General features: G+C 37.0%; 9 protein-coding genes and 1 pseudogene. All 10 read right to left on the reverse strand.

Going from position 1 to position 11748, the window contains the following annotated elements:
- Positions 1-41: 41 nt before the first annotated feature.
- The 10 genes and pseudogenes from MURRU_RS14900 to MURRU_RS14955 all read right to left on the reverse strand — a co-directional run bounded on the left by MURRU_RS14900 (position 42) and on the right by MURRU_RS14955 (position 11711).
- Complete coding sequence (locus MURRU_RS14900; RefSeq protein WP_014034306.1) at positions 42-992, reverse strand: nitrilase family protein; 951 nt, start codon at positions 990-992, stop codon at positions 42-44.
- 87 nt (positions 993-1079) lie between these two features.
- On the reverse strand, positions 1080-1877 hold the full coding sequence (locus MURRU_RS14905) for a helix-turn-helix transcriptional regulator (protein WP_014034307.1): 798 nt from the start codon (positions 1875-1877) through the stop codon (positions 1080-1082).
- Positions 1878-2133: 256 nt separating this feature from the next.
- On the reverse strand, positions 2134-2820 hold the full coding sequence (locus MURRU_RS14910) for a DUF4386 family protein (protein ID WP_014034308.1): 687 nt from the start codon (positions 2818-2820) through the stop codon (positions 2134-2136).
- A gap of 556 nt (positions 2821-3376) precedes the next feature.
- Positions 3377-4716, reverse strand: a pseudogene (locus MURRU_RS14920) (IS3 family transposase).
- 108 nt (positions 4717-4824) lie between these two features.
- Positions 4825-7077 (reverse strand): ATP-binding cassette domain-containing protein, encoded by a 2253-nt coding sequence (locus tag MURRU_RS14930; protein ID WP_014034309.1) that lies wholly within the window; start codon positions 7075-7077, stop codon positions 4825-4827.
- Between the two features lie 190 nt (positions 7078-7267).
- Positions 7268-7855 carry a hypothetical protein gene (locus MURRU_RS14935; protein WP_014034310.1) on the reverse strand — a complete coding sequence of 196 codons (588 nt, stop codon included), beginning with the start codon at positions 7853-7855 and terminating at the stop codon, positions 7268-7270.
- A gap of 227 nt (positions 7856-8082) precedes the next feature.
- Positions 8083-8439 carry a hypothetical protein gene (locus MURRU_RS14940; protein ID WP_014034311.1) on the reverse strand — a complete coding sequence of 119 codons (357 nt, stop codon included), beginning with the start codon at positions 8437-8439 and terminating at the stop codon, positions 8083-8085.
- A gap of 217 nt (positions 8440-8656) precedes the next feature.
- Positions 8657-9250, reverse strand: coding sequence for an acyl carrier protein (locus MURRU_RS18180; RefSeq protein WP_014034312.1), 594 nt, complete (start codon positions 9248-9250; stop codon positions 8657-8659).
- A 152-nt stretch (positions 9251-9402) separates the two neighbouring features.
- Positions 9403-10518, reverse strand: a complete 1116-nt coding sequence (locus MURRU_RS14950) for a tyrosine-type recombinase/integrase (protein WP_014034313.1) — start codon at positions 10516-10518, stop codon at positions 9403-9405.
- Between the two features lie 410 nt (positions 10519-10928).
- The gene (locus tag MURRU_RS14955) at positions 10929-11711 is read right to left on the reverse strand and encodes a sterol desaturase family protein (RefSeq protein WP_014034314.1); all 783 of its coding nucleotides are present in this window, start codon (positions 11709-11711) and stop codon (positions 10929-10931) included.
- Positions 11712-11748: the final 37 nt, after the last annotated feature.

The raw sequence follows: 11748 nt of genomic DNA on the forward strand, positions 1-11748 counted from the left end.
AAAACTGAAGCCGTTCTGATTAGTTTAATATAGATATTTTTTCAATCTCTATTATTTTTTTCTTTCATCCATACGGGGGTTGTTTCCGATTTATGGTCTTTGCCAATTATATCTTTGTACAGTTCTGGTTTTCTTGCATTCTTGTACCTCCATCCTCCTGAGAGTTGAATTTTATCTTTTGTTATTTTTGAAATTGTAATATCATTTTCAAAGGATTTTATTTCGGACAAAACTTCACCATAAGGGTCAATAATCATCGAATTGCCATTTTTTAAGTGCTCGCCATCGTAACCAATCGGGTTTGTAAATGCATAGTAAACTCCATTGTCATAAGCTCTTGCAGGTAGCCAGCGCATTAACCAACGCCTGCCTTTGGGGCCATCGAATTCCATTCGTAACGAAACTGGGTCGTCTTCGCGATTTCGCCAATATTTATCGGCTACATAATCTCGATGTGGCATTGCGGATGGTGTACAGCCCGTAACATGGGGGGCAAAAATTAATTCCGCGCCCAAAAGGCTCGTTGCCCGAACATTTTCGATTACGTTATTGTCATAGCAGATTAAAATTCCACATTTCCAACCAAGTAGGTCGAATACGCAATATTTATCGCCAGCAGACATATATTTGCTAATAAAAGGATGTATTTTTCGGTATTTTGCAATTAGTCCTTCTCCAGTAACACAGATATAAGTATTGTATATTTTTCCGTCAAATATTTCTACAAGACCAGCCAAAATTGGAATGTCCAATTCTTTGGAAATAGCAATCAATTCTTGTGTACTTTTTCCGTTAGGTACCTCTTCTGCCAAGTTCGTTATTTCTTCAAGACTTAAGTCTTTGGTAAAAGTGTAGGCCGTAATCGACATTTCATGAAAACTGATTAAGTCAGCTCCTTTGGATTTTGCTTTTTCCGCAAGTTTTTTGATTACCGATAGATTATAGGCTTTATCACCGTCCTTTGGTTCAAATTGGGCTACTGATATGTTCATGTTTTAATGTGAAGTTGAGTTATTGTTGAAATCAAAACTATGAATTGAATTCAAATTAAAATTGGACAAACCCGACAATGAGGAATATTAGAACTCAATTAAATTAACTGCGAGACGTTTTGTTTTTTGATACTTAGAAGGTGCAAAACCTACGATTTTCTTAAATTCTTTGATTAGATGGGCTTGGTCATAGTAACCAGCTTGTAGGCTTAAATTAGTTAAAGAAAGAAAACCTTTTTCATTTCTTAAGAGGCTTAAAAAATGGTGTAATCTAATATTGCAAATAAACTTTTTTGGAGAAACACCAATTTGTTTAGAAAACATTCTTTGCATTTTTCTCTCCGTAACCCCTATCTGAGCACAAAGGTCATTGACTGATATATCTCCTTTTTTATTATGAACAAGTTGAATCGAATTGGAAAGAAAAGGATTTATAAGCGGATTATTGCTTTTTATTTTATGAGTAAAAAAAGAATTCAAATGATTAATAACTTCGTTTGAATTAGAACTTGATTGTAACTGATTTTTAAGTTTTAAAATTTCTTTACCAAAAATTAAAGAAGAATCTTCAAAGTCACTGACAAAGTGATTTGCAGGAATACCTGTTAAGTTATATAACCCAAAAGGCTGAAATAATACAATTACTATTGAAGTAGCTCCGCTTATATAGAAATCTTGATTATCCGAAATTTGTTTAAATACAAAAGTTTCTGGTAATGTAGTTTTAGAGTTTATTGAGACGAATTCTTCTTTTTTTAAGGTAAGAACTATGCCATTATGACCATTGGAAAAGTGTCTATATCTTTTTTGTCCATTTGAGGGAATATCAAACACTAGATAGTGTTTAATATATTTTGAAAGACACGGTGTCGTTGGGTATTGCATTATAGAGATACTAGTTTGGCTAACTTAGTTTGAATTGTTCCATGCTTGTGCATAACGGTTTTGTGTATGATTAGTGGCGTGTTTATAGATGCTAAACTTTCGGATTATGCACGAGCCGAATTTTTTAATTTTCTTTTATCTTAATTTCTCAAAAAGCCAAATTAAAAAATTTGGCGGTCTTTGCAAATACACACAAACCTCTCGGAAAGCCTGTAATAGCTATGTTTTATATACGTTGTTGGCAAATCGTTTTTCCCTACGGTCTGCTTACTGCTTTTAAGTCGTTATGAATAATTGTAGGCTTACGAATCATAAAAATTCCAACCCATACGAACCATATTATTTGACTAATTCCGAAAATTTCCGTGAATATTTCCAAGGGATATATTGTTAAAATTCCTGCTATTCCGACTAAAATTCCAATAACAATCAATGGTTTTGAAAATATTTGTCCTTTAAAGGCTATAATACTTAGTAATAATACCCATATTCCGCCAACGATTTCGTTTCCACCACCTAGTCCTTCAGAGATGACACTTACACTAGACCAGACTAACATCGCATTATCTGGTTCTTTAGTTCCAATTGCAAGTACAGAATTTAAGCCTATGTTTGCTATCATTCCACTAGCGATAACTAGGCCGACCCAAATTATTCCAAAAATTGAAGCCAAATTCGAGAAGATTGGTGAGTGGTTTTTTAATCGCTGATGAATTGCTAAAACCAAAACTGCCAATATAATGCCAAATAGCACATAGCTAATAAGGTTAAGTATTGATAATGTTAGGTAATTGTCATTTAGGAAATTCAATTGTTCGACTGCACTAGCGTTTGCATTTGGGTAAACTAATATTCCGCCATAAACAATGAATGCAAAAATGTAAATTAGAGCTTCAAGAATTGCACATATTCCGCCTATTTTTTGTAATTTTTTTAATTCCATTTTTTAAACCTTTTCACTTAAGACTATTTAGTTTAGATGTTGTTACAAGGTCTTTTTCAAATGTTTGCCAACGTTCTGAATAAACGGTCGTTTTAATGTCGTTTATTTTTTGTTGTGTTTAGTTTATTCTTTCTAGCAATTCATTTAGCAGTGATTTCTTCTGTTCAGTGGTCAAGTCATTATTCATCTCGTCCAAAGCATATTGAATTTGATGATCTCCACTTTTACACCATTTTATCATTCTTATAATTCCACTTTTTGTAATTATCCCTTCATCATTTTCGAATCTCGGTGGAGATGATAAATGAACCAATTTCGAGTAATTATTTAGTGCTATTACCAATTTTCGGTCAGTTTCTTGTTGTTGCAATCCGTATTTAAAGAAGTGCGATTGGTCAGAACAAACAGCTTTAATTTGAATGCCATCAAATTCCGTCTGATCAACTTCATCAAATACCCACCACAGATATTCTTTACCGTCAACAAGTGCTCTATTCTTATTCTTCTTGCTTGTACGTCTTCAAACGAATCTGAACTGGCCCAGTCCAAAGTTAAGTCATAGTTTCAACTTTTGAATTTGGTGCTCTTTCCTTCTTTTGAGCATCGTTCTTTTCTTTATCAATTTACGGTTTTCCAATATCTTTTTGTCCAATCCAAAATATACGGTTGCCGGCGTCAGGTTGTCCAATGATTCGTGGTATCTCCTATTGTTGTAATAGTCCACGAACTCTTCCAACCTTTCCTTGAGTTCCCCCGGTAGATAGTAGTTGTCCAGTTTGATGATGTTCTTCATCGAACGGTGGTAACGCTCTATCTTGCCCTGCGTCTGGGGATGGTTCGGTTTTCCCCGGATATGCTCCATCTCTTTTTTCTTTATGAACTCCTTCAGTTCGCCACTGATGTAACAGGGACCGTTGTCCGACAGGAGCCTTGGCATTTGCCCCTTGGGCAGCGACACCTTTTCCAGTGCCCTTCCCACCGTTTTCTTCACATCCCCTGCGTTCATCGAGGGACAGAGTTCCCAATGTACGATATAACGGCTGTAATCGTCCAAAATGGTCGAGAGATAGTACCAGCCCCATCCCACGATCTTCAGATAGGTGAAGTCCGTCTGCCACATCTGGTGTACCCTTTGGGTCTTGTCCCTATACTCCTGTGAAGCGGCAATGGTATCAAAGGCTGGGGATGTCACCAACCCCTTGGACTTCAAGATACGGTAAACACTGCTCTCGGAGATATAGTATTCCCGCTCATCGGTCATCTTACAGGCAAGTCCACGACAGGATTCCTCCGGAAAGTCCAGAGCCATCTCCACGACCTGCGACCTAATCTTGTCGGGGATCCTGTTCCAATAGGTGTTCCTGGCCCTTTGGCTCGGGGCAAGCCCATCAAAGCCACCTTCGAGGTACTTGCCGTACCAATTGTAGAAGGTGCTCTTGTTGACCCCTGTTTCCTTCAATGTCCTGTTCACGCCTATCTCAGATGTCTCCACGAGCCTTATGATCTCGTATTTCTCCTGTTGGGTAAATCGCATATACTTCCTCCATTTTACCCTAAGCCATTGGTACTTTTTTTGAGCACCCGGTTTTGGAGCAATAGCTCGGCCACCGTTTCCTTGAGCTCGGAGTTCTCCCCACGGAGTTCCTTTACCTCACTGGTATTGGCCTCACGCATGGTGTCGCCCATCAGGCGTTTCTTCCCGGCCTCCAAAAAGTCCCTGCTCCAACGGTAGTACAGGGCAGGGGCGATTCCCTCTCGCCTGCATATGCCGGATGCCGATTCCTCCCCTTTGAGCCCTTCAAGCACGATGCGGATCTTTTCCTCGGCGGAGAACTTCCGCCTTGTCTTTCTCTTGATGTCCTTTACGATTGATTCCGTGTTCTTCTTCTTTGTCATTTTTAAGTGATTTAAATGGTTAATGAATCCATCTTCAAGGCTAGCCTTGAAGATAACAAAACCATCACTTAACTTTAGACCAAGTTCAGTCCACTTTTAGTTGAAGATTTACACTCCCAAGTATTGTCGTAAATATTCCGCTGTCGCTGACTTTTTATGGTTCAGAAGTTTTTCAACTTTTCCCTCGAATATTACTTTTCCACCATATTTTCCCGCTCCCTCTCCAACGTCAATTATCCAATCCGCTTGTGAAATAATATCTAAATTATGCTCAATGACAATAATCGTATTGTTTTGGTTTACAAGTTTGTTCAATATTGTCATTAGCTTTTTGGTATCGAACGGATGCAATCCTGTACTTGGCTCGTCCAACACGATTAAATTATCTTCATCGGCAATCTCCTTTGTTAGTTTTAATCGCTGTCTTTCTCCTCCCGAAAAGCCGTTTAATCGCTGACCTAATTTTAAATAGTCCAACCCCAAGTCGATTAATAAATCAAAATCTGGCGCAAAATCATTTTGGTCAAAAAAAGACCTTGCTTCCAATGTGGTTAAGTCTAAAACCTCTACAATATTTTTATTTTGGTAGGTATATTTTAAAACCTGTGGTTTAAACCCACTTCCGCCACATACTTCGCAAGGTGCTTCAATATCATCCATAAAAGCTAAATCTATCTTTTCTATTCCAAGACCTTTACAATTTTCACAACCTCCCTCACTATTACTGCTAAAAAGTTTGATACTGACATTATTTTCTTTTGCAAACAAACGTCTTATTTTGTCAGAGACACCTAAATAGGTCAATAAATTGGACTTTGAACTACCTCTAATTTGCGATTGGTCAATAATCTTTGCTTGAGGAAATTGTTTTGGCAACACTTTACTGATAAGTGTGCTTTTGCCTGAACCTGCAACACCTGTTACGACAGTAAGAACGTTTGTTGGAATTTCAACTGAAACATTCTTGAGGTTATATAAATCGGCATTGGTAATTTTTATGGTTTCACTAATCTCTCTTGGATTTTGATTGATTTGTCTTGAAAGGGAAAAATATTGTCCTGTCTTTCCCTTGGATGTTTTCAAATCTTCAAAATTGCCTTGGTAAACAATTTCGCCACCGTTTACACCCGAAAGTGGGCCTAAATCCACAACGTGGTCAGCTAACTTTATCAAGTCTGGGTCGTGTTCAACGATAAGAACTGTATTACCTTTTGCTTTTATTTGCTCAATGATTTGCGAAATATTGTCTAAATCTTTTGGATGTAGACCAATGCTCGGTTCATCGAATATGTATAGCAAATCTTCCAAGCTGTTCCCAAGATGTCGTACCATCTTAATCCGTTGCGATTCGCCACCTGAAAGGGTAGTGGTAACTCTGTCCAATGTTAGGTATTGAAGACCTATTGTTACTAAATTGGTCAGCTTTTTTGTCAGCTCGTTCAAGACGGTTTCGTAAGTTGTGGAAGGGATTGTTTGGATAAATGACAGTAAGTCATCTATGGAAAGAGAGGTGCAATCGGCAATGTCCTTGTCTTTGATTTTGCAGGACAGAATATTGTTGTTCAACCTTTTGCCTGTACAATCGGGACAAACTTTTGTCGAAATGATTTTGCATAACTCCTTTTTACGAAGTTTTTCTTCTTTTGAGTTCTTTTTGAGGAAATCCCTTTGAATTCGAGGTAAAACTCCCAAATACTGCATCGTCTTTCCCCAATCCTTTGAAGGGTTCTTGGGTTTGTGCTCTTCCGAGTGAAGCAATAAATCCCATTCTCTTTCTGTGTAGTCTTTCAACTTTTTATCGTTGTCAAAATACCCTGAATTTACATAGCGAAACCAACGATAACCATCGGGTTGAAAGGTAGGGAACCGTATCGCTCCCTCGTTCAATGATTTGGATTTGTCGAACAATGTTTGTGTATCGATACTGCTTACATAACCCAAGCCATTACAAGTCGGACACATTCCTTGTGGATGGTTGAACGAGAAAACATTTGAGTAACCGACAAATGGTTTGCCTACTCTCGAAAAAAGTAGTCGTAATGAGGCATAAATGTCCGTTGCCGTACCTACGGTAGAACGAGCATTACCACCTAATCGTTTTTGGTTGATGATAACTGGAACATTCAGATGCTCTATTTTATCAACGTCAGCTACTCCAAAACGCATTAACCGATTTCTAACGAAACTATTTTGGGTTTCGTTGATTTGTCGCTGTGCTTCTGCACCAATCGTTTCAAAAACCAAGGATGATTTTCCTGAACCGGAAACTCCGGTAAAGACAGTAATTTTGTTTTTAGGAATTTCTAATGTTAGGTTCTTTAAGTTGTTCTGTCTTGCTCCGTATATTTTTATTTTTTTCATTTAATTCCTTGTGGTTGAATTGAAGCAATGTCGTTTTTTTTTAAATTGCAGGTAACGTTTTTGTGTAAGGAACGTTGCGTGTTTGGGTGCGAGGATTTTCCGCAGGAAAATCAGAGCTGGCAAACGGGCAACGACCAAACAGTTTAACTAAAATAAGCAATGTTTTTTACACGGTGTTGTAAGGCGTTTTTTATTTTTTTCTTTTCGGGTTAATTCCATTCATTTTGGCAAATCCATAACTATATCCAAATACATTATGCAAATCCGAACCTTCGTCAGGATAGTTTTTGTAAAATTCTAAATGTTTAATTGTTTCCTCAAAACTTTCCTTTGTCCATTCAAAGTCAATTTTATAAATCTGCTTTAAGTCAACAATTTGATTGTTGTCATTTAAAAAATATATGTGGCGATATGGTACTTCTGAAGTTTTAAAGTCATTTGCAATTTCATTGTCAGAGCTAAAAAACGTTTCGATTATTTTATTTTTCTCGTAATCGTAATTTATAATTGAGCCACCATAAAATCCAGAACCAGCCCAATCCAATTGATGTTTCCAATTGTAAAACCTTAATTCTTTTGTTCTTCCATAATTATCTAGGGTTTCCATAACAAAAGCAGTTCCTGTGGTATCTTTAATATTCCATTTTTCTAATTCTACAGATGAAGCAGTAAATCTAATTTTATGAAAAAGTATTTTCGGTTCGTTTTGAAGTCCGAAAGAAGTAAGGATTAATACTCCAATTAAAATTAATGATATGAATTTCAGTGTTTTGTTCATTTTTCAAATGCCTTACAACGGTCTGTGTATGGACAGTAGGGCAGATTCAAAGCACTTCACTTTCGGATTACCACCAAGCCAAAACAAACGTTTTTACTTTTAATTTTCTTTTTGTTAAACGTCAAAACTTTGTTTTGGCGTTGCCTGCTCAAAGAACAGGACTTTCAATTTATTACTAAATGCCCTATTGGCTATACACCATGTTGGCAGTAGTTTTTTATTTCTTTTTAATCAAATCCACTTGCTACGGTCATTGCAAAAAAAAATAATAAAATATGAATCAGGAATATTCCAAGACCCACTATTTTCCTTTTTTTATGTCTTACCGAATACAGCAATAATCCGTAAATAGGAATTTGAAGCACAGCTATCCAAGCGGCTAAATCCGTTATTCTATCATTCATTCCTGCAATAATCATAGGAACTGGATAAAATAATTTTCCAAAGAAATAAGTTCCATGTCCACCGCCCATGAAGAAGATTGATACAACCAAGAGAGTAGGTGTCAAGATACTTGTCCATATCAATATTTGTTTTCCGCTTAGGTGGTTCAATTTTATTTCAGTTTTGGATTTCTCTGTCATTTTGAATTACTGCCAACGGTCTGGTGTATGGCTCGTTGCGTGCAAATTAGCGATTATTTTTCGGTTGAGCCACAAGCCGGATTTTTAAATTTTACTATTTATTTTTTTTATTGGAAATCGTCAAATTTAAAAATTTGGCGACTTTCCAAATATGCCTCAACTTCGTTTAAGCAACTGATTAGCAATGAGCTATACACGTTGTTGGCAAACGTTTTTTTTAGTCAATTCCTAAATCATTTGTTATTGAGTGTTCCAATTTTATTTCGCTAATTGGTATTCCCAAATTTCTGTTTATTATTCCGATTACAATTCGCTCAACCTCGTATTTGTCTGTTATTTTTTCAATATCAATAAGTTTTTCTTGGTTCAAAGCGATTGTCCAGTCAACTAATTCGCGCATAGTTCCACTCGAAACAGGCGTGGTTCGCTTAATCGTTTTAATGCCAAAAATTTTGACGTGAGAACCTAATTCTGGATTAAAATCAAGTGCAACCAATTCAGGCAAATCAAGTCCGATTTCTGTTTTTAGTAGATGCCAATTTTCTTTCAATTCCGATTGAGTGAGCAATTCCGTTATTTTGGTTTCGGGTTTGATTTTTTGTTCGGTCAAATTCAAATTCCGAAATGCTTTTCTAATTCGATAAAAGACAATTTGGGTTAAGCATTTTTCATTCGGATTGGTAATTATTTTACTGTAAACACAATCCACAAAATTTTGAACGGTATAAATTTTTTCCGCTTCGGAATCCTCAATTCGTATTCCAAATTTTTCCTCAACTGACATCAATAATTCAACGGAATCTAATCCCATTCTCGGTTCGTTTTAAATGTTTGCCAACTTGTTTATATACTGAACTTTGTTGGGCATATACTTCCAAAATGGTTGGCTATGCCCAAGTTTTGTAATTTATGGTTCAGTATAGTTTTCAACGTTTTTTTTACTTTTTAGCAATATAAACATAATTACAGGTCATCAAAGGGGTTGTTGATGTTTTTGATACTATTCTCCGTTACATGGGTATAAATCATAGTGGTCTTGGGACTATTATGCCCTAAAAGTTCTTGGATATAGCGTATATCGGTTCCACTTTCCAATAAATGGGTTGCAAAGCTGTGCCTTAGCGTGTGAAGAGTAATCTTTTTCCGTATTCCCGACGCTAGAACAGCTTTTTTTAAAACGCTTTGCGCACTACTAGTACTATATTTTGATGCTTTTTGACCTTCAAAAAGGTATTCTTTCGGCCTAAATTGTTTATAATACTCCCGAAGAATCCTCAAAAAACTGGCAGAAAGCAAGGTATATCTATCTTTTTTTCCTTTTGCACCCTTTATGTGTATCAACATTCTTCTACTGTCAATATCATCGATTCTAAGATTAATAGCTTCACCTACTCTTAACCCTCCAGAATAGATAAGGGACAATAGCGTTTTGTGTTTAAGGTTATGGGTTACCTCAATAATAGACCTTACTTCTTCCTTGCTTAGCACAACAGGAAGTTTTTTCTCTTTCTTTGGTCTACTTAAATGTAGTGTGCCAATATCGATTTCTTTGAACAAAAAATACTTCTTTATGCCGTTAATGCATTGATTTTGATAGGAGATAGATTTTCCTTCCTTAACTATGAATTCATAATTGAAGGATTCCACCAACCTTTTTGAGTAGCCTTTTGAATTTCTCAATATCGCATACCTAAGAAAAAAACCAGTAACCTCAACATAGGTGTCCACAGTGTTCGGACTCAATCTTTTCTCCCCCAACCATTTCCTAAATCTCTCTAAATTTTGTTTGTTAAGGGAGTCAATGGGCGGTAAACAAAGCTTTTCTCCCTTTTTAGGTATATCAATTCGCTTTTGTTTTAATTCGCTGTAGTCAACATAGCATTTTATCTTGCGCATATGGTTGAATACAAGATTTAAGTTTTTGGACGAATTTTTTAAATAGAAGGTGCCATCCCCATGGTTCCTTTGCAACCCATGTAAGCCAATAAGGTGTTTTTCTATTGTTTTGTCCGCTTTAAACTTGATGACAATAATTTCCTCGCTGTTGTATTTCCCAGGAACCAGTTGTACGGTTTTCATCCTTGGTTGTTTAAGGTGCTTTGGGGATGCTGCGCCAAATAGCTACCGAATTAAATCGATCAGCAGGGTCAAATTACAAAATCAAGTGCATATATACCCAAATCAAATATGGGGACACACTCATTTTTGATAAAAAACAATATAAAGATTGTGCTACAAATTCTTTACATAAGTCCGTCTTCGCTTGATCACTTTCGGGTCAAAATGCTTCCACATTTGCTGTATGGCAATATTGTCTTCCAGCTCGGGAGTTCAAATACAATTTACCACCCCACGCTTGTGAAAAGTATGGTGGAACTCATTAAAAATAATGGAAGTTACTCCCTTGTTTTGGTAATCAGGATGGATGCGGTCAAGTAAAAAAATCACTTTATGCTGTTCTTTTTGGCGTTGGGCAATGGCCAGCAATATTACTGTGGATTTTTTTCAGTTGATTTGGAGTCATTTGTTTCAAGAATGTCCTTAAACAACAGCATATCCGTTATTTTGGAAGAAGCTCCCATATAGAACCCGTTTTCGTACTCAAAATCCTTGGGGTTTTTCCATGTTCCAAATAGAATATCATAAATGGTGATATCGCCATAATTGTAGGCATGGATGCCTTTGGCGTGGTGCAAGGCATGGGCCTCGGGCCTTTGTACAATATACCCCAGCCATGCAGGTGTGCGGATATTGCTGTGCTGGAACATACTGAAAAAGGTGTTGACCAAAATAATCACGGTAGCTGCTTGTGGGGTAAACCCTGCTACCAAAACCAGCAATAGGCTGCCGAGTGCCGTGAAACCAATCATATCCATAGGACTGAAAATAAAGGCACTGTATGTATCTATTCGTTCAACACTATGGTGCATTTGATGAAACACCCTCCAGAGTACATTACTTCTGTGCATGGCCCTATGCCAAACATATACTCCAAATTGGTATAGCAACACACCTACCAGTGCGCCCCACAGAGTGCCCAGTCCAGTAAGGTCCATAAGCTGATATTCGGCAAGGTATCCGTCCCAAATCAACGGCAAGTAACTGGACAGGTAAAAGAATAGGACAAAAAATATCATCCCCTTCAGTTTCCAATATTTCACCAATGGGAGCTGGCGTGCAGGGAACAATGCTTCCCAAATCATAAGTACTGCATATATAGCCAATATAATCAGGCTTACAGGGTCCAATAAAATTTCAAGAGGTGTCGGCATAACTTTTTTATTTACAATTATTTATGGACCAAATGTA

The organism is Allomuricauda ruestringensis DSM 13258, assembly GCF_000224085.1.
Lineage (GTDB): Bacteria > Bacteroidota > Bacteroidia > Flavobacteriales > Flavobacteriaceae > Flagellimonas > Flagellimonas ruestringensis.

Excerpts from the sequence above, each read along its gene's own strand:
- MURRU_RS14935 (WP_014034310.1), bottom strand. The coding sequence starts at position 7,855 with ATGAACAAAACACTGAAATTCATATCATTAATTTTAATTGGAGTATTA.
- MURRU_RS14930 (WP_014034309.1), bottom strand. The coding sequence starts at position 7,077 with ATGAAAAAAATAAAAATATACGGAGCAAGACAGAACAACTTAAAGAAC.
- MURRU_RS14905 (WP_014034307.1), bottom strand. The coding sequence starts at position 1,877 with ATGCAATACCCAACGACACCGTGTCTTTCAAAATATATTAAACACTAT.
- MURRU_RS14950 (WP_014034313.1), bottom strand. The coding sequence starts at position 10,518 with ATGAAAACCGTACAACTGGTTCCTGGGAAATACAACAGCGAGGAAATT.
- MURRU_RS14955 (WP_014034314.1), bottom strand. The coding sequence starts at position 11,711 with ATGCCGACACCTCTTGAAATTTTATTGGACCCTGTAAGCCTGATTATA.
- MURRU_RS14940 (WP_014034311.1), bottom strand. The coding sequence starts at position 8,439 with ATGACAGAGAAATCCAAAACTGAAATAAAATTGAACCACCTAAGCGGA.
- MURRU_RS14910 (WP_014034308.1), bottom strand. The coding sequence starts at position 2,820 with ATGGAATTAAAAAAATTACAAAAAATAGGCGGAATATGTGCAATTCTT.
- MURRU_RS14900 (WP_014034306.1), bottom strand. The coding sequence starts at position 992 with ATGAACATATCAGTAGCCCAATTTGAACCAAAGGACGGTGATAAAGCC.
- MURRU_RS18180 (WP_014034312.1), bottom strand. The coding sequence starts at position 9,250 with ATGGGATTAGATTCCGTTGAATTATTGATGTCAGTTGAGGAAAAATTT.